A 17973-nucleotide genomic window follows, 5' to 3' on the forward strand; every position below is an offset into this window, starting at 1 on the left:
TATCCTCTTGAAAGGAAGAGGAGAGGTTGTAAGATTGAAAAAACGTATTTTATTGTTTTTCATAATTCTAGTAGCTATGTCGGCGAGCTACTTCCTATACCACTTCTATCAGGATGATTATCTACCACAGAAGGTTAGGGGTCATTATGAATCTGAAGGTCAAAAAGAACTCAAACCTTTTTCAAATAATACTCCTAAAAAGAAGTTTGTTCCACGAAAGCAATTCCATGAAGATAATGAGTATAAAAGAAGTGATGATCAAGTCGTCACAATTGAAGGCCTGCCTGCAGGAGAACTTGCACAATTAGGTGGCGAAATTCAAAAACTTGAGATGCTCAACTTAGATTGTGAAAAGAGTATCAACTCAAATCTGCCACCATCACAAATTATCGATCCAATTAATTCTTCTTATTTTCAAAACCCAGATGAAGTTATTATGAACTTAAAAAGGGGAGTAAATTTCTATAATAGCGTGAAGGCCAGGCAAGAGGCACTTCGTTTTGTTGAAAGAGCTGAGTACGCATTATTATCTTATGAAGAAGTAAGCGCAACAGACTTTGGAAAGATCTTGAGAGCTCCTCTTGTATGTCGTCAGTCCAACTTAACGATTTTCTTTGAATCTATTATTGAGTTAGCTGAAGAAGGTGAGTTTACAGCGATTCAAAAAGAAAATATTGTGGGCTTTATGACGGAAGAGATTTTTAAGTCCCTTTCTAATGATCGCTTGCAAGATAATATTTTAATGAATCTAACTCTTCTTAAAGGAGTTGGGCTTTTATCTGGGGCGGATCAATCTTATTTTACTGAGCTCGAGTCAATTTATGATGAGTTGAGAACAGTCTATTCATCTGTTTATGAAGCACCTGAAACGGATAATTTAAAGGTCGTTAATCCTGGTGACGTTTATATGGAATACCAAGCAAGGCAGAAGCAATCAGCAGGTCGAGGTATGGATTTAATCTATAATTACTTAGACAAATATCTTCAGTAAAAAGTCGTTAATTATTCTTCCATGCATAAGTAGACGGCCTTCTCAATAGCGCCGGCCTTTAAGCACATATCTTTTATCTTACCTAAAATCCAGTGGCGCATTGGCCTTGGGTAGCGAATCTTTCCATCTTCACCTTTTGTAAGCTCCGAATGAAAGTAGGTTGTTTTTGGATAGTTCTTTTTTACTTGTGAGTAGACATCTTTAGTAAAGCGCACAACACCAATTGAGATATATTCTACTTTATTTAGTGGAATGATTTTAGAGACTTCATTTATTAGTTCTTGATATTCTTCTTCGAATTGATCTGTGTGAATAACGGGATCAAAGTGTAGTCCAATAGGGTGACCTGCTTTATACAGCTTCTCAATTGCCTTAAGTCTTGCTGCAAGAGATGGTGTCTTAAGATCATGTGATTTAATCTTATTCTTTGGCGATAAAGAAAATGAAGTAATAAAGTTTGGTAAGGGATCAAGCTTCATCAGTTCTTTAATATTTGCCGACTTTGTTCTTAATTCGATAAAGCACTTTGAATTACGTTTTGCAAAGTCATGATAGAAGCTTAGTTCATTGGTTAAGTGTGTTAGAGCTAAGGAATCACTGAATTCTCCAGCGTGAAACCACAGGTTGCCTGTTGTTTTATCTGCTATTTCTTGCATGCTTGCCATAATTTCTTGATGATTAACAAAGAGAACAAGATCCGGTGAATTAAAATATCCTTGAAGGTAGCAGTAATCACACTCATAAATACAATTATAAGCGTGGATAAAGTAATAATGAGGCTCACCTGAGATTCCATATGCATCAGGAGCTTCTTTTACTAAAGAGCCTTTTTTGTGGGCAATGAAGAGATTCAGTGAATCTCTCTTATGGAGATAAGGTTTTTTTACTCTTCCCCAGATATCTGCATGATTATCTATGTATACAACTTGTGCTTTTGGAAAGCGCTTTGGAAGAGAGAGAGCAATTTCTCCATTTCGAGCTTCTTCTTCAATGAATATCTTTTCAATCTTCATTAAAGATTTTCTCCATTCATAATTGATTGGTACTCGTGCCAGTCTATATTCTTAAGTTTACGAGTAAGCTCTTTTATATCTTTTTCGCTTTTGATATTTATTTTTAAATTTAAAAAGACTTTCTCTATTGCTGGGTCGTATGTGAGCTCTTTCTTCTCAAAGCCTGCATCTTGAATAAAGCTATCAAGTTGTCCTAGAATTTTTGTGCGTGTAGGATAAAGCTTCTCTTTTAGTTGATCCCTTAGCTTTAAGGCCCTCTTTTTTGGGGTCGTCTCTAAGTTTAGAAGGGAAGTTGTATCGATGATGTCATTAATATTTTCTTTTTCGTACTTTACACATAGTTGCTGGCACAGGTTTGAGACTTCTCGATTAAGAGAAAGTGTAAAGTAGTAGTCGCTTTGCTCTTTAAATGGATTCTCAATTGATGAGGCTTTCTCTACTAGTTCTAATTCTTGATAGAATTCAAATAATTTTTGAGAGTAATCTTGAGAAAGCTCTTTAATATATTCGCATATTGGTGCATCACTAACATGGTCTGAAATAAGTTTATAAGATAAAAGATCGATATTTGCTTGCTTGGCAACTAGGCCTATGGCCCATCCTTCTCGATCTGCTAGTGGAGCAATGTGCTCTAGCTTTTGAGATTCTTTGGTATCTAAAAGTCTTTGTTTTGCTGTGATGAGGTCGTGTTTTGCCTGAGTGTCTATTGTTTGAAAGCTTTTAAATTCATCTTTGCCATAGATTGTTCTAATTGAGTGAATTTCATTCTTTTGTAATTGTTCATTTAAGGCAGCACAAATACCGAAGTTAATGATTCTTTGAACATTTCCACTAAGTTGCCCTAGAGCTAGGCTAAGTCCCGTTAGAACGTTATTGTGGCCTTCTCCTGTGATAATAAGCGCAACACTCTGGTCCTCTAGAGTGTAGAGGGAATTATTTAATGGGTGGGCCTTAAGCTCCATCTCTTTTAAGAAGCATTGTGCTTCACCGCGGTGTGCAAAAACAAGTAGATCCATTCCATTGGAATAACTTTTAATCTATCGGTGCGTCAAGTCTTTACGCATTTTAGGACAGAGGATACTTTTAAATTATGAAAATATTAGATCAATATGGAAAATTTGCTTTTGGTGGCGCAAGTATCTCTGGAGAAGGCGCTGGTTATGGATTTGGAGATATTAGTGAGTCTGACTCTCTTACTCTTCTACAACACGCTTTTGATCGAGGCGTTCGTATCTTTGATACAGCTCCGATATACGGCTTTGGGGAAAGTGAAAGGCGAATAGGCAAGGCCTTTGCTTCAAATGGACAAAGAGAGAAGGCTTTTATCATTTCTAAGTCTGGTGTTACTTGGCATGAGAATAAACGTGTGGATATGAGTAATGATCCAAAAGTAACTAGAGATATGCTTGAGCAATCTCTACGTGATCTTCAAAGTGATTATATTGATCTCTTTATGGTTCACTGGCCTGATGAAAATGTTGATATTCGTAAAACAGTTGAAGTATTAGCTAAAGCAAAGAATGAAGGAAAGATCAAACATATCGGTCTTTGTAATACTACACCTGAAGAGTTTAAGCTTGCTAGTGAAGTGGATAAGATTGAAGTGATTCAATCTCAATTCAACTTTTTTGAACAAGATGTAAAAAATGATATTTTTCCAATAGTTAAAGAAAACGATATTAGCTTCATGAGCTGGGGAACTCTTGATAAAGGGATTCTTACTGGACGAGTTAATCGCGACCGTAAATTTGATAAGAGTGACTGTCGCTCGTGGGCCCCATGGTGGAAGGCCATGGATAAAGAGAGTCGTTATGAAATTGTTGAAAGGATGCAACCTGCATTGGATAAACACGCTATGACAGGTCTAGATTTTGCGATTCACTTTAACCTTTCTCATGATGAGTTAAGTACGATTCTTTGTGGTGCTAGAAATTTAAAACAATTAGATGGTGTTATCGATAGTTTAGAGAAGAACATTACTAATGAAATGTTGGAAGATATAATCAATAGTGTTAGTTAGTGTTATTATTCCTACATATAATCGTGCAGATTTTTTAAAACGCTCGATTACTTCCGTCTTAAATCAAAGCTTTAATGATTTAGAACTCATTATTGTAGATGATGGCTCAACTGATCATACTCATGATGTTGTCAGCTCATTTTCAGACAAAAGAATTAAATATTTAAAGAAAGAAAACGCTGGAGTCTCTAGTGCAAGAAATCTTGGTGTAAAGAACTCAAAAGGTGATTATATTGCTTTTTTAGATTCTGATGATGAATGGCATCGAGATAAGTTGGCCTCTCAGGTTAGCTACCTAAAAAATACAGGAAAGGTATTAGTTCATACTGCTGAGAGGTGGCTAAGAGATGGAAAGGTTGTTAAGCAGAAAAAACATCACCAAAAGCATGGTGGTGATATGTTTATCCGATCGTTACAAGGCTGTGTCATTTCTCCCTCTAGTGTTTTAATGAAGAAGGAGCTTTTTGAACAAATAGGTGGGATGAGAGAAGATTTCGTGGTTTGTGAAGATTATGACTTCTGGCTAAAAGTAACTTCTCTGTACGATATTGGTTTTTTAGAAAATGAGTTTGTGAATAAGTATGGCGGCCATGAAGATCAACTCTCTTTTAAGTTCTTTGCCATGGATTACTGGCGTGTGAAAAGTATGGCATGGATATTACAGAATAGGCCACTTAGTGAAGAACGTTCAAAGGCCTTATTAGAAAGTTGTCATAAAAAATGTCAGTATTTAATGAAAGGCTATAAGAAGCATCAAAATTTTAAAGACTATGAAGAAGTAAAGAGTATTGCAAGCTTTGTTACACTACATAAGTAATTGTGGCTCTTCACTAAGTCTCTTTTCTAATCCAAGTTCAATAGTTTTAGCATAGAAAACCTCTAAAGCTCTCTCCCATGGAGAGTCTTCAATATCACCGTTTAATAAATCGATAATATGAGGCAGTAGTTGCTCAACATATTCCTCAGTACTTTCTCTTGGAAGAAGTGAAGGCAGATGATCAATGGCCGTAACCTCAAGTAGCTCTTCCAAGTCGACTCTGGTCGTTGGCGTATCAATTGTTGTGATATCGTCATAGATTGGAAGTGGGTTACATGGCCCGGTTGGGTCACAGCTAACATCAGAAATAACACTTAAGTTTCTTTCTTGCTCTAATGTTTTAAGATCAAGAAATGGTTTTTCTTTAGTTGTATTTAAAGTGCAGTTTATCAAAATATCATAATCTAAAATTGCTCTAATTGGTCTTTGGACACTTGTTTCTTCTCGTCCCCATGCACAGAATTCGACACCAACACTTTTTAGAAATTGTTTTGCACCAATACCGCAACGTCCACGGTGGCCAATGACAACGGCACGAGGTCGTTTTTGAAGCTGTTCAAGGTCTTTGGCAACTTCGTTGATAAGACTAAATTGATTTTCATATGAATTTAAAGGAGCGCTTGCATTGAAGTCTTCTCCTCTTTGCTGAGCAATCCAATTCTTAAGTCCAATTGCTGCACCAACAAAACCGGCCCATCGACCAAAGGCTGCAATTCTCTTTCCATTCTCATCCACAAGGTATTCAAGATCAAATAACTTACCATCACCTTGAATAAAGCGATCAAGCATTTCATTGGCCCCATTTTGACCCTTGTAAACATGAGCAAAGTGAATGTGGCGATGAGTGAGAGGAAACTTCTCTGCATCCAGCTCTTTTAGACCTAAGATATATGCATTCTTAGGCGCCATATTGATCCAAGAGTTACTTGGCATCATTTTAAAGCCTAGCTTTTCAAATTCCTCGTCTTTAAAAATACGACTTGGAGACCTTTCGATGATAACTTCATGGCCGAGATCACGTATAGCTTTGGCCGCCTCTGGCGTGAGGGCACTTCGCTGCTCAAATGGCTTTGTCTCATGGCGTAACCATAAAGTCTTATAAATCATCCAATCTCCTAATCATCTATATCATCCCTAATTTGTCGAATTTACGAACAAATATAATTTAACAAGTATAGCAAAATATAAGCTCAGGGCCTGAAATTTGCCAAATTTTGTAAGATTTACAAGTGGGATTAAGGTATAACTATATAATATTAGTATTGATAAGCAAGCCCGAAAGCGAAGGTTTTAGTAATGACCAAAACAAGCTCAAAAATTTTCTACATGGAAGACTCTCTTGGAAGTTATCTTGATTACGGTATTGGAGTTCCTCTTAAAGATGAACGTGTCACAAAAATACTAGATAATTTTAAAGATAATCCATCTCTTGAAAGACGTAGGCTTACTAAATTTAAATTAAGTGATCTCTTATTGGCCCATACTGATCGCTTCTATATGCGAGCTGTTGGTGATTCGACAAATCTCGTCTTACAAGCTTATGAACTAATTAATGATGATGGATCTTTTCATCGCTACGAACCAGATAGTGCAAAAAGGCCATTGAAAGATTTTATAATGAGGGCCCTTGCTCACTGTGAAGGGACATACCTTGCCGCTGAAAATGCTTTAGAAAGTGGTTTTAGTTATCACCTTGGTGGTGGCATGCACCATGCAAAAAGTAGTGAACCAGGAGGGTTTTGTCTTTTTAATGATATTGTTATCGCCATTAGAAAATTACAAAAAGAAAAGGGCCTAGGAAAGTGCCTTGTGATTGATATGGATGCTCATAAAGGTGATGGTACTGCAGAGATCTTAAAAGATGATAAGACGATTGATTGTCTCTCTATTCACATGAAAGATGGCTGGCCTTTGGATAATCCAGACAAAACGAATTCAAGCTTTATTCCTAGTACATGGGATATTCCTGTAACTGCTGATGATAATTATTTAGAGAAGTTAGAAAAAGTGAAGGATTTAATTTCTGATAAGTACGACCTTTGTATTGTCGTTCAAGGTGCCGATGTTTATGAAAAAGACATTCTTGAAAGTGCAAAAGGAATTCAGCTTAGTTTGGAAGAGTGTTTAAAGCGTGATCTCTTTATGAAGAACTTTTTAGAAGAGAGAAAAATTCCCCAGGCCTGGGTTATGGCCGGGGGATATGGTGACGAGGTATACCGCGTCTTTTTACAATTCTTACAAAATACTTTTAAAAATTAGGCTCCGTAATTTCGTGAGCTAAGACTCTCTTCGTTGGTCTAAAGTACGTACGTGGAGTGTATTCAAGTAAGTCCGTAATCTTTGCCATATAAAAGCAGGCGTACTTTTCAACTTGATCAGCAAAACGAGATTCTTCTAAACCAGCACGCATCATCTCTCCCCAATGAGGATTGAAAAATTGTCTGTAAGTTTCAAGATGTTGAGAAATCTTAGTGTTGATCTTATCAATCTCACTAAAGATTTTTCCAATATCTTCCTTGTTATACTTTTCAGGATCTTCGTGCTTAAGAAGTTCTAATTTATTAAGTTCATGCTCAAGCTTTTCTTTCTTCTTCATCTCGGCATCAATTAAGGCCTGTGTCGGTGCTGATTTTTTAATTGCATCGATTTCACTTTGAAGAGGGTCAAAGATTAAGGCAGTTCTCCAATTAAAAGTTTTCTTTAATGTTAGAACGTCACCGTAGATATGGTCTCCTAGATAAAGAATCTCTTCACCTTCTAGTCCTAGGTCTTTTTGAAGTTTTCCTGCCCATCCACCTTGGTAGACTTTATTTTGCTCTAGAGGTCCTTCTGCATTTGTCATAAATCCAGTGTCAGGATTAATTTCTAAGAACATATTACTTACACTAAAGAAGCGTGGCTTAAATGCAAGACAGATTGAAATGTCAAAAAGCTCCATCCAACTATCGTGTTCCTTAAGGAATGGATCAATCGTGTGCTCCATAAGGCTCTTTGTCCAGCTCCATTCACTATTAGTGATAAGGATAAGCTTCTTTCCAAATCTCTTGAAGCGCTCAAGAAGTTTTGCAACTTCCGGATCTGCAATAATAAAGTCTTCAAGATTTTCTTGAACATGACCTTTAAGTGAACCATCAGAGTGGGCAATATCAATGACTTCTTTTATATCGCTAGATAGAGTCTCATAATCTGGTAATTTCAGGCCATTATCTTTTAGATCCACTAGATTTGAAAACATTGCTCCATTTGAAATTGAGAAGTTTGTATCTAATGATTGATACTGATCTGAGTTTAGATCAATAATACTATTGCCATAGATTTCCGTTAGGTCACGAAAGTCAATTGACTTTGTCCCATGCTTTGCAATCTTAACTTTTCCATAGCGATTTGTTTGAAGAATATTTCCTCTTAATTTATCAATAATAAGGCCTTGAATAACTTGGTTGAAATCAAACTTTATATTGGTAATCTCTGCTGGATACTTCTTAATCTCAACTAGTTTTTCTAGTACAAGTTCAAAAACAAATTTTTCAAATGCCTCTGTTTTATAGCGAACTAATGTATAGTCCATATCAAAACCGATGGCCTTGATCTTCTTCATGTTTAATGTTCTATTGACGTAAACAGACATATTAAATTCCTTTTATAAATCTATCCAAGAATTATTCTCGGACCGTAGATTTTAGCTTCAAAGGAATAAAAAGTCATATTATTAATGTGTTAAGGTGTAAATCTAATGACTTACACCTTAATGACGCTCTTGGTAAGTATGTGTATGGCCACTACTTTAGGTTGATTTGATAGCGTGCAAAACCTTCTTCATCCAGGCCATCTAATCGCTTTAAAGGATAGATTGCATTCTCCTTTATAAATCGGCTTGCCTTTTTTGAAGGTGAGGTTTCAAAATATACTTTTAGTTTTTCAGCATTTGGAACTGATTTTATTTTCCAATTCATATTAGGCTTTGCTTCAACAAAACCTTTTTTCTTACTTTCACTTCTAATGTAATTTATTAGTACTTGGCGGTTAGTATCAGGAGCTGTAATAACAACATTTTCTTTTACTGTTCCCGAGAATTTTCCACCTGTAGCGCGATAATTATTTGTTGCTAGAATAAATTCTTGATTATCTTTTACCGGCTTACCATTGTACTTTAGGTTCTTAATTCTAAAAGAGTCTTTGTTTAGAACTTTACAGTCTTCGTCAAAATGTCTTCTTTCTGTGACGTCGATTTCATAAGTTACACCATCGATATTATCGAAGTTATAAGTACGAAATCCTCCCCAGTTGATAAGAGGTTGCTCCTTAAAGTAGTTAGTATCAATGTGAGCAAACATACCAGCAGAACACTCAAGCCACATTCTGACATCTTTACCTGTAATTTTTAGGGCATAAAGAATATTTGGATAAAGATAGAGATCTGCTGCATTTCTAATGGTTAATTCACCCTTCGAGACATCTGTATAACCATTTGGATCATTCTTTCTTCCACCGGCCTTAAAAGGGGCCACAGCTGATAGAACAGGAAGATCACTTAAGTTAGCATCTCCTTGAATGGCCTTTTTAACATAGTCCATTTGTGCATTTGATACAATTTGAGTTGTTGCATCATCTTGAATAAGAGAAAGGAAACTATAGAAGTCTTGTTTTGAAGAACCAATTTTCTTGTCTGCTAATTTTAACGTTCTTTGATGATCTTCTTCTATGATCTCACTTAACTCTAAATCAGGCTTTACACTCATATCTGAGTTTCGATCATAGATTGATTCGACACTAGACTGCCCATCAATGACACTCCAAATAGTTCCATCGTAATTAAGTTTTAAATCGATGATTCCAATATGAGATCCCCATTTTCCTGGCATAACAGCTGCTTTACCATTGATAGTCCCTTTCTTAGCATCAATACCTTCGATTCCTTCATATTCTTTAGAAGGAAATACTGCATGAGTATGACCAAAAGCAATAGCATTAATAAATGGTAGCTTACTTAAATAGAAGACAGAGTCTTCAGCATAGAGTTTATACTTATCAGTACTAATTCCCGAATGGGGGATGGCAATAATGATATCAGCACCTTCATTTTTCATTTTAACGGTTAGCTCTTTTGCTACTTCGACAATATCTCGAGCAATCACTTTTCCTTCAAGGTTTGCCTTATCCCAAAACATAATTTGAGGTGGTGCAAAACCAATATAGCCAATCTTTAATTTATGTTTTTTACCTTTTGTATCGACGACTTCCTTTTCTTTAATAATATATTGCTTAAAGTATGGAGCACCTGGTTTGCCATTTTCGTCTTTGAAAACGTTTGCATTGATATATGGGAAATTAGCATCTTTTAAGGACTCGTTTAAGAAGTCTAGTCCGTAATTAAATTCATGATTTCCTATATTACCCACATCATATTTTAAATGATTCATTAACTTAAAAGCTGGATGGGTTCCTTCTTTTCCATAGCTGGCCACAAAGTCGGCCATAGGGCTTCCTTGAATGAGGTCACCATTATCGACCAAAGTATAATTATCTGCGGATTTAATGTATTTCTTAATGAGGGTTGCTGTTTTAACTAGTCCATACTTCTTACTTTCACGATTTTGATAATAATCATAATCTTTGTAGTACCCATGAATATCAGTTGTTTCGATGATACGTAATTTAACTTGTGTCTGATTCTGACAACTAATTAAAAAAGTGAGTGAAAGTGAAAGTAAGAAGAAGTTTTTCATATTTAATCCTAGTAATAACGTCCTGAAGAATAAGTTGCATCAAACATGCGGGCAATTCCATATACTTCGACATTTCCTTTTAAACCTGCAAATCCATAGACCTGTGCTTGGCCGTAAACTTTTGCATTTTCCCATACTGAAGCTGTATCAAAAACTTCTGCATCTCCATAAACATGAGCATTGCCCCATACTTTAGCATAGTCTGAAATAATGGCATTACCAGTTATCTTAGCATGACCTGTAATTTGGGCCTTATCACAAATTTGCGCATTCTCTCCGATGTAGACACTATCTGAAACATAAGCCGTGTTTGCGACAAATCCACCTTGAGATCCATCAGCATTAATTCTATATTCACCTTCTTGTCCTGCGCATGGCGCTGCTAGTAGTGGTAAAGAAATAAGTGTTGCAAGTGCATACTTCATCATTGTTTTCTCCTATATTTTTTCGATTAATTCGATTAATTTTTCACCGAGATTTTCTGATGCTAATTTTAAGTTAGCAAAGAACTCTTCCTCTGTTGGATGCTCTCCATCGACGATATCGGTAACTGATTTTAAAAATAGGGTAGGAATAGAGTACTGATCTGTTACCCATGCAATAGCTGCAGCTTCCATATCTTTTAAAAGAGCAAGATTACTTTCGATAAGCTTCTCATCTTCAGGACTCATATCAAGAGAGTCACCTGTTGAGATAATACCAGTTTCGATATCTAAGAGAGTTGCAAACTTCTTTGCAATATCATGTTGTGACTTATATGTTCCATAATCTTGGTAGCCAGGAATTGGGATTCGGCGATCGTGAAAAACTGTTGTTTCCACAGTATAGACTTTTCCAATATCGGCGCCACGCTTTTTGAATCCACCGGCCGTTCCAGCATTGATTATAAAGTCTGCATTAAAGTCTTTTATGGCAGTAATTGTTGAGATAACAGCAGGTGCTGTCCCAACATTTTGAACCTTATTTCTTTTACATTCACCACTTATAATAATTGAAATATTGTGCTGATGATATTGAGTTTTATAGACTTTCATTGGTAGATGATCATCAATTTTCTCAGCTTGATCTGGGTTAATTTTAAGTTTTTCTAGTAAAGGCTTGGCCTCTGAATCCATGGCCATGATTACAGCAATATTCTTCATTAAATACCTCAAATAATAATACTCTAATAGTGTAGAATACTTTCATCATTAATTGAAATATTTGTGCCTTACTTTTAATTAGTCGAGATGTGAGGGATGAATATTATTCTTTGATCTCGTTTGAGCGGCCACTCTCAGTAACCATCGAGATACACGAGGATACTTCGGTCTTATTTTTTTTGAAAAGTCACTGGCAGCAAGTAAGCTCGAACTAAGATGACAATATGCTATAATGTCGACTAATTTGATCTGATTACCAAGTAGAAACTCATTTGTGGTAACAAGGCCATCAATGTATTTTAATTGCTCTTCAAAATGAGAATTCCCTAATTCTGGTTCAAGTCTAAAAATATCAAAACTAAACGTTGAATGTAGTAGTGCTTCTTTTATTGGCTCTGCAACTTTATTGAGATCTTCTTGTTTATCAAATTGATACTTGGCCGCTTTTTGAAACTTCTTTTTTATAGTAGCGTAGCCGTTTGGATTGATGAAAGACATATAAACACATGAGGCCCTAAGACTTGTCAGTGCCCAGTCTCTTAGCATTTGTTCTTGTACCATTTGACTTTGTGGTACTTGGAATAGCTCAGATTCTTCTCTTAATTCTTTTAGGTATTTAATAGCGTTTCGTACCCCAAAGAATTTCTTATCTCTATCTTGAATTATAGGAAGGCCAGTAAGCTTATCCTTAGCACCATTTAATTCTGAAACAAGGGGGATGGCCTTAATATCAAAATCAATATTTAAAAATGATAAGCATCGATTAATAATTGAACACGATGGACTAAATGATTCGATCTCGTCACTACCAGACCAAGAGTAAAGTATTTTATTCATGAGCTAACAATCGGATTCGTTCGATTATTATTTAGAGAAAATATAAGAAAGGTTCAACTTTAATAAGCTTTTTGAAACAAAATAATTATTTCTAAATGAATTAAGTCGAAAAAATCGCTTCTGTGTCCTTGTGCTTAAATAGATTTTGTGAATTTTCTCATTAATTCGAAGAGCGTATTGATAGTCGAGTACCGAGATATATACAAATTAAGAGAATGGCCGCACCCACAATTTCAAGTGGTGAGTATGGCTCATTAAATCGATAAATACTAAGGATTTTTGCTATTACTGGTTGAAGTAAAATAATTAGACCAGAGACAGAGAGGGGTGCTTTTTTTAGTCCGTAACTAATAAGAGACCAACCGATTATTTGGCAAAGCACGGCCAGTCCCATCACTGAAGGTAAATGTGTAATATTAACTTGTGTGTAACCGCTCTCAAACTGAGCACTTACAAATAATAGAAGTCCAGTAACAAGAGAAGAATATGTAATGATATCTAATGCTGTGATTTTATTTTTAAAGTTTAATAATGTTGTTTTCTTTATTGAGGTTGTATAAAGAGAATAGCAAAGACCAGTTGCAAGGCCAAATAATACTCCCCAAAAGAAGTCTTCCGATTTATAAAATTTGACTTGTCCCTTTAGAATTAAGAAGACACCAGAAAAAGCAAAGAAGAATACTAATAACTTTTTTAAAGTGACTTTTTCTTTATAAACAATAAGTCCAAAAACTAGTAAGTAAAAGACTTGAGTGTTTCCCAAAATTGTTGCCATTCCTGCTCCAATTAAGTGAACAGAGCGATGCCAGACAAATAAGTCTAAAGCAAAACATATTCCTATGACGGCCGTCATAGAATAGAAGCGAATATCTTTGATATAGTGTTTTTTAATAAATAATTGGTAAAGAAGAAGTATTGATCCAGCAATTCCACAACGAAGGGCCCCGATCATACTAGGAGATATATCACTACTTAAGTTTTTTACAAAAATTGGTGCTAAGCCTATACAGATGGTGCCTAAAATAAGGCTTATAACGCTCTTGTTCATATTAGTCCTCACTAAGTTTCAAGAGTATAGCCGAAACTATAGTTAGAAGGGTATATTTTCTTTGAATTTTGCTGACGATTTGCCGATAATTTCATAAAGTATGCGTACGCTATAATTATAAAGGAGATATATTGTGAATTTATTTAAAATCACTGTTGTTGCCGCTTTACTAAGTGTTAGTGCTTTTGCTGGAGACGCTGCTAAAGGTAAGGCCATTTACAAGAAAGTTAACTGTGCTCTATGCCACAACGCTGATGGTATGGGAAAAGCAAAAGGTGGAAAATTAGCAATCGTTAAAGGACCAAGAATTGCTGGTCTTGATGCTGCTTATATTGCTGAGCAAGTAACAGCAATTAAGTCAAAGAAGAGAAAGACTAAGTACACGACAATGATGTGGACTAAAGTTAGAGGTCTCTCTGACAAAGATATCAAAGATGTAGCTGCTTATGTAAGCACAATGTCTAAGGATAAATTTAAAGGAATGTTACAAAAGTAATTCCATAAAAAGAAAGGCCGCTTATAGCGGCCTTTTTTATATATTCTACTTAACTTCTAAGAAAATTCTAAATCCACCATAACTCTGATTGTATTCATCTGAAATCTCATCATTTGAAATTTCTACTTTACGATTTAAATTGAAATCAAAGCTTGTTGTAACGGCCTGTCCGTCTAGATACTTTCTAAGCTCTTCCTTTGTAAGAAGATCTTGAATATCAAAATTTACAGTAATAGATGACTCTTTTGAGTAATCCTTAATAGCAACTTTAGATAGGCTTTTATATGAGCCGTCTTTATAGAAGTGGAGGTTAGCTGACTTTGTTATAACGCTAACTTCTTCATTGCGAAACGTTCGATATGAGAAAAGATCAAAGATATTCTTCTCTTTAAATGCAAAGCCTTTGTCTGTCTCTTTACACTCTAGCATTTGAATATTTATTGTTAGCTCAACACTTCCACTTTGCTGCTTGGCCTTATAGCTCTTTACTCGATAGGATTGTAATTTATTTCTAAAGACATCCTGCTTTGAGCTACAAGTAGATAGATTTCCATCCATTACTTTAACTACTTTATTAACAGGTGTTGCGTGGCAAACTCCACTACATAGTACTGACGTTAAAATTAGTGATTTCATATACTTCTCTCATATTTCAATAAATAATGAACATGTATATCATAGTCAGGAATTTAGTGGTGATTTGCAGAAAATTTACATAGCTGGTGACTAATATATAAGCAAAAAAAAGGCCCTGCATTACCTGCAGGGCCCAAGAGAGAGTTTTTATGCATTCATTGCATTAATTGAGAGGCTGGGGAGCGCTCTCTATTTGTTCTTGTTTTTGTTTTCCAAGACCTGTGATCCACTTCTTTACTCTGTAGATAACAAGGTGGATTGTTGGAACGAGGGTGTAAGTAAAGAATATTGAGCCTAACATTCCTCCTACGAGAACTGCACCCATTGCAGACTTGATCTTATCGATCATAAAGAGCTGGGGCATAGTACCTGCAATAATTGCAATAGAGGTCATAAGGATGGGCTTTAGCTTTTCCTTGGCCCCTAACCATAGTGCTTCTTTTATCTCAAATCCTTCATCAAGTTTTTGCTGGGTAAATTCAATCATTAGAATGGCATTATTTACAGCAAGACCTACAACCATTACGATGGCCATCATTGAACCAATATTAATTGTTTGGTCTGTATAGAACATCATTAAGAATGAGCCTAGGAAAGAAGTTAGAATTGCTGAGCCAATTGAAATAGGGAAGACAAAAGAGTTTAAAATGGCCACTAGAAGCATATAAGTCAATATTACTGCTAGCATAAAGGCCTTACCCATTTCTTGTTGTGATTCCTTTTGGCTTTCTGCTTGCCCTGCAAACATGAATTTCGTTCCTTCTGGAAGGTCCGCTTTGTTAAACTTTCCTGCAAGATCTCCCATGATGGCACCGACTACACCTTTTACGACATAGGCCTTAACTTGGATAATTCTTTCTTTATCACGTCTTTTTAGTGGCGAAGTTGCTTCAACGACTTTTACATCACCAAGAGTTGAGATTGGGATAAGACCATCTTTTCCATGAATTAAGAATTTATCAAAATCAGATATATTTCTTTTAAACTCTGGAGCAAGTGTGACATTGATATCGTATTCTTCACCATCTTCTTTGTAGACTGCATCGTCATTTCCATTAACAAGGGCGCGGATTGTACCACCTAGTCGAGAACTTGAAAGATTTTGACGAATAACTTTTTGAGGCTCAGACATAAATTGAATTTCCATTTTTGGAATTCGGTATGAGCTTTCAATAGAACTAAAGTATCCAGAGTTCTTCATAATCTCTTGCATCTTTTTAGAAGCAATAATCATTTCATCAAAATTTCGCCCCGTAATATTAATGGTAATATCACCTTCGTTACCTGAGTTTCTATTACCACCAGAGAGTGTAATTTCAGCTTCAGGAATATTTGAAACTTTAGGAAGAATATCGTCCATGACATCTTTAAAGCTTCTCTTTCTTGAAGCTGCTGGTGTCATATTTACTGTAATTCTTGAACGCTCTTCACCGTCATATCCAATATCAGCAAGAGTTGATACTACCTCAGGATATTCTCTAATAACTTTTGCAACCTGCTCAGAAACTTCCGCTGTTTTCTCTACTGGTGTACCGTCTGGCATTAGAATATAGGCCGTAAACTCATCTCGGTCTGACTTTGGAAGAAACTCGTTACCAACTCGCGCAGCAGGGTAGACGATTGTAAAAAAGATTCCCATTAAGATGATAATGGAAGTTATCGGCCAGCTCATGAACTTATCAAAGAACCACTTATATTGTTTTGTTACCCAACCAAGAAGGCGATCAACAAGATGAGATAATTTTGGAAACGGACCTTTTAAAGTATCTGGGTCTTTAAGTAAGAGGGCACAAAGCATTGGCGTAAGGGTTACAGAAGCTAGGATTGAGAAAATTGTCGCATAAACAACAGTCATTCCAAATTGCAACATGAATTTACCAACAACACCACCCATGAAAGCGAGGGGAGTGAAAACAACAAGGTTAGTTCCTGAAGATGCCATTACGGCCAAGAGAACTTCTTTTGTTCCATCAATTGCTGCATTCTCTGAACTCTTACCCATCTTTAAATGCTTATATACGTTTTCAATGATAATAAGTGCATTGGCAATTAATGTACCTAGACAAGTACCAAAAGCAAGGAGAGTCATAACATTTATCGAAAATGACGACATATCCATAATAAATAATGTCGAAATAATTGAAGTCGGAATAACGATACTTGCAATCAAGGCACCACGCCAATCACCTAAGAAAGTTAGAAGAATCGCAATTGTTAACCCAATACCGATAAAAATCGATTGAATTGTCCCTTTTGTGTCATTCAATGTGATCTTAGTTGTATCGACAACTAGTTCAAGCTTCATTCCTTCTGGAAGTTCAGATCGAACTTCATCAAGAGAGTTTTTTACTGTGTTAACAATCTTGATCGCATCACCATCTGAGAGCTTTAAAATCGATAGACCTACGACGTCTTTACCATTGAACTTTGCCATTGTTTCAACGTCTTTAAAGCTATCTGTGACACTACCAAATTCTCTTAACTTAAAGACTTGTCCTTCTCGTGAGACAACTTCAAGGTTTCTAATCTCTTCAACATTGGCAAATTCACCAACAAATCTAACACTAATATTAGAGTTTTCACGTTTGATTGAACCACCTGGTATATTTAAGTTCTTTCGAGAAATTGCAGTAATAACATCTTCAATAGAGAGGTAGTTCTGAATAAGAAGGTTATTATCAAGTTCGATACTGATTTCTCTTTCTTGTCCACCAAAGATATCAACGGAAGCGACTCCATTAATTGATGAGAGCCTCGATTTTAGTTTCTTATCGGCATATTCATAAGTCTCAGTTAAATCGTGTTTAGAACTAGATAATGCAAGAGTTGCAATCGGTCTAATGAGTGGATCAAATTTAGCAATAATCGGTCGATCTGCACCATCTGGAAATTCATTTAAGATGGCCTCGACCTTATCTTTAACTTCAATTGACTTTATATTGGCATCAGCTTCAATCTCAAATTCGATCACAACGATACCAAAGCTGTCTCTAGCATCAGATTTTATCTTTTTAATTTGCGATACTTCAGAAATCTCATCTTCAATTTTCTTTAAGATTTGAGATTCAATCTCCTCAGGAGATGCACCAGCATAAACTGTTTGTACTGTAATAATAGGTAGCTCAACTTTTGGTGTTGGCTCAATTATAAGATTTCCTATTGAGACGAGTCCCATAACCATAAATATGGCAATGAAAATGATCGTCGTTGCAGGTCTTTTAACAAATATTTCAATCATCTTCTTCTC

The 17973-nt window shown here is 35.8% G+C and carries 16 protein-coding genes; 5 read left to right on the top strand and 11 right to left on the bottom strand.

Features of this window, described 5'->3' with window-relative positions; translation table 11 throughout:
- The first annotated feature begins 34 nt into the window (after positions 1 to 34).
- Positions 35 to 991 carry a hypothetical protein gene (locus VCM44_RS05720; protein ID WP_334678256.1) on the top strand — a complete coding sequence of 319 codons (957 nt, stop codon included), beginning with the start codon at positions 35 to 37 and terminating at the stop codon, positions 989 to 991.
- Between the two features lie 11 nt (positions 992 to 1002).
- On the opposite strand, the gene VCM44_RS05725 is transcribed toward VCM44_RS05720, so the two are convergent.
- Both VCM44_RS05725 and VCM44_RS05730 read right to left on the bottom strand, forming a co-directional pair.
- Positions 1003 to 2004, bottom strand: coding sequence for an SPL family radical SAM protein (locus VCM44_RS05725; protein ID WP_334678257.1), 1002 nt, complete (start codon positions 2002 to 2004; stop codon positions 1003 to 1005).
- Positions 2004 to 3020 carry a hypothetical protein gene (locus VCM44_RS05730; protein WP_334678258.1) on the bottom strand — a complete coding sequence of 339 codons (1017 nt, stop codon included), beginning with the start codon at positions 3018 to 3020 and terminating at the stop codon, positions 2004 to 2006. The genes VCM44_RS05725 and VCM44_RS05730 overlap by 1 nt, the downstream gene beginning before the upstream one ends.
- 74 nt (positions 3021 to 3094) lie before the next feature.
- Here VCM44_RS05730 and VCM44_RS05735 point away from each other — a divergent pair, with 74 nt between their 5' ends.
- Both VCM44_RS05735 and VCM44_RS05740 read left to right on the top strand, forming a co-directional pair.
- Complete coding sequence (locus VCM44_RS05735) at positions 3095 to 4024, top strand: aldo/keto reductase (RefSeq protein WP_120405142.1); 930 nt, start codon at positions 3095 to 3097, stop codon at positions 4022 to 4024.
- Positions 4014 to 4841 (top strand): glycosyltransferase family 2 protein, encoded by an 828-nt coding sequence (locus tag VCM44_RS05740; protein ID WP_334678259.1) that lies wholly within the window; start codon positions 4014 to 4016, stop codon positions 4839 to 4841. The genes VCM44_RS05735 and VCM44_RS05740 overlap by 11 nt, the downstream gene beginning before the upstream one ends.
- Here the strand turns inward: VCM44_RS05740 and VCM44_RS05745 are convergent.
- On the bottom strand, positions 4830 to 5948 hold the full coding sequence (locus VCM44_RS05745; protein ID WP_334678260.1) for a saccharopine dehydrogenase: 1119 nt from the start codon (positions 5946 to 5948) through the stop codon (positions 4830 to 4832). The genes VCM44_RS05740 and VCM44_RS05745 overlap by 12 nt on opposite strands.
- Positions 5949 to 6137: 189 nt before the next feature.
- Between VCM44_RS05745 and VCM44_RS05750 the strand changes: the two genes are divergently transcribed.
- Positions 6138 to 7100 carry a hypothetical protein gene (locus tag VCM44_RS05750; protein ID WP_334678261.1) on the top strand — a complete coding sequence of 321 codons (963 nt, stop codon included), beginning with the start codon at positions 6138 to 6140 and terminating at the stop codon, positions 7098 to 7100.
- Here the strand turns inward: VCM44_RS05750 and VCM44_RS05755 are convergent.
- The 6 genes from VCM44_RS05755 to VCM44_RS05780 all read right to left on the bottom strand — a co-directional run bounded on the left by VCM44_RS05755 (position 7090) and on the right by VCM44_RS05780 (position 13594).
- Entirely contained in the window at positions 7090 to 8469 is a 1380-nt protein-coding gene (locus VCM44_RS05755) for an HAD-IG family 5'-nucleotidase (protein ID WP_114705156.1), read from the bottom strand. The two genes, VCM44_RS05750 and VCM44_RS05755, sit on opposite strands and share 11 nt — an antisense overlap.
- Before the next feature lie 151 nt (positions 8470 to 8620).
- Complete coding sequence (locus tag VCM44_RS05760) at positions 8621 to 10567, bottom strand: bifunctional 2',3'-cyclic-nucleotide 2'-phosphodiesterase/3'-nucleotidase (protein ID WP_334678262.1); 1947 nt, start codon at positions 10565 to 10567, stop codon at positions 8621 to 8623.
- Positions 10568 to 10575: 8 nt separating this feature from the next.
- Positions 10576 to 10995, bottom strand: a complete 420-nt coding sequence (locus tag VCM44_RS05765) for a hypothetical protein (protein WP_334678263.1) — start codon at positions 10993 to 10995, stop codon at positions 10576 to 10578.
- Positions 10996 to 11004: 9 nt separating this feature from the next.
- Positions 11005 to 11709, bottom strand: coding sequence for a phosphorylase family protein (locus VCM44_RS05770; protein WP_334678264.1), 705 nt, complete (start codon positions 11707 to 11709; stop codon positions 11005 to 11007).
- Between the two features lie 78 nt (positions 11710 to 11787).
- Positions 11788 to 12546: a glutathione S-transferase family protein gene (locus VCM44_RS05775; protein ID WP_334678265.1), complete on the bottom strand. Its 759-nt coding sequence runs from the start codon at positions 12544 to 12546 to the stop codon at positions 11788 to 11790.
- A 160-nt stretch (positions 12547 to 12706) separates the two neighbouring features.
- Positions 12707 to 13594 carry a DMT family transporter gene (locus VCM44_RS05780; protein WP_334678266.1) on the bottom strand — a complete coding sequence of 296 codons (888 nt, stop codon included), beginning with the start codon at positions 13592 to 13594 and terminating at the stop codon, positions 12707 to 12709.
- A gap of 133 nt (positions 13595 to 13727) precedes the next feature.
- Here VCM44_RS05780 and VCM44_RS05785 point away from each other — a divergent pair, with 133 nt between their 5' ends.
- Positions 13728 to 14090, top strand: coding sequence for a c-type cytochrome (locus tag VCM44_RS05785; protein WP_334678267.1), 363 nt, complete (start codon positions 13728 to 13730; stop codon positions 14088 to 14090).
- Between the two features lie 45 nt (positions 14091 to 14135).
- On the opposite strand, the gene VCM44_RS05790 is transcribed toward VCM44_RS05785, so the two are convergent.
- Entirely contained in the window at positions 14136 to 14726 is a 591-nt protein-coding gene (locus tag VCM44_RS05790) for a hypothetical protein (protein WP_114705149.1), read from the bottom strand.
- 163 nt (positions 14727 to 14889) lie between these two features.
- Positions 14890 to 17964, bottom strand: a complete 3075-nt coding sequence (locus VCM44_RS05795; protein WP_334678268.1) for an efflux RND transporter permease subunit — start codon at positions 17962 to 17964, stop codon at positions 14890 to 14892.
- Positions 17965 to 17973: the final 9 nt, after the last annotated feature.

Origin of the sequence: Halobacteriovorax sp. DPLXC-1, from assembly GCF_036903125.1 — a bacterium.
Lineage (GTDB): Bacteria > Bdellovibrionota > Bacteriovoracia > Bacteriovoracales > Bacteriovoracaceae > Halobacteriovorax_A > Halobacteriovorax_A vibrionivorans.

What these genes read in the sequence shown, in the direction of transcription:
- VCM44_RS05765 (WP_334678263.1), bottom strand. Translation starts at nt 10,995, where the DNA reads ATGATGAAGTATGCACTTGCAACACTTATTTCTTTACCACTACTAGCA.
- VCM44_RS05755 (WP_114705156.1), bottom strand. Translation starts at nt 8,469, where the DNA reads ATGTCTGTTTACGTCAATAGAACATTAAACATGAAGAAGATCAAGGCC.
- VCM44_RS05760 (WP_334678262.1), bottom strand. Translation starts at nt 10,567, where the DNA reads ATGAAAAACTTCTTCTTACTTTCACTTTCACTCACTTTTTTAATTAGT.
- VCM44_RS05795 (WP_334678268.1), bottom strand. Translation starts at nt 17,964, where the DNA reads ATGATTGAAATATTTGTTAAAAGACCTGCAACGACGATCATTTTCATT.
- VCM44_RS05770 (WP_334678264.1), bottom strand. Translation starts at nt 11,709, where the DNA reads ATGAAGAATATTGCTGTAATCATGGCCATGGATTCAGAGGCCAAGCCT.
- VCM44_RS05730 (WP_334678258.1), bottom strand. Translation starts at nt 3,020, where the DNA reads ATGGATCTACTTGTTTTTGCACACCGCGGTGAAGCACAATGCTTCTTA.
- VCM44_RS05735 (WP_120405142.1), top strand. Translation starts at nt 3,095, where the DNA reads ATGAAAATATTAGATCAATATGGAAAATTTGCTTTTGGTGGCGCAAGT.
- VCM44_RS05775 (WP_334678265.1), bottom strand. Translation starts at nt 12,546, where the DNA reads ATGAATAAAATACTTTACTCTTGGTCTGGTAGTGACGAGATCGAATCA.
- VCM44_RS05745 (WP_334678260.1), bottom strand. Translation starts at nt 5,948, where the DNA reads ATGATTTATAAGACTTTATGGTTACGCCATGAGACAAAGCCATTTGAG.
- VCM44_RS05780 (WP_334678266.1), bottom strand. Translation starts at nt 13,594, where the DNA reads ATGAACAAGAGCGTTATAAGCCTTATTTTAGGCACCATCTGTATAGGC.
- VCM44_RS05790 (WP_114705149.1), bottom strand. Translation starts at nt 14,726, where the DNA reads ATGAAATCACTAATTTTAACGTCAGTACTATGTAGTGGAGTTTGCCAC.
- VCM44_RS05750 (WP_334678261.1), top strand. Translation starts at nt 6,138, where the DNA reads ATGACCAAAACAAGCTCAAAAATTTTCTACATGGAAGACTCTCTTGGA.
- VCM44_RS05725 (WP_334678257.1), bottom strand. Translation starts at nt 2,004, where the DNA reads ATGAAGATTGAAAAGATATTCATTGAAGAAGAAGCTCGAAATGGAGAA.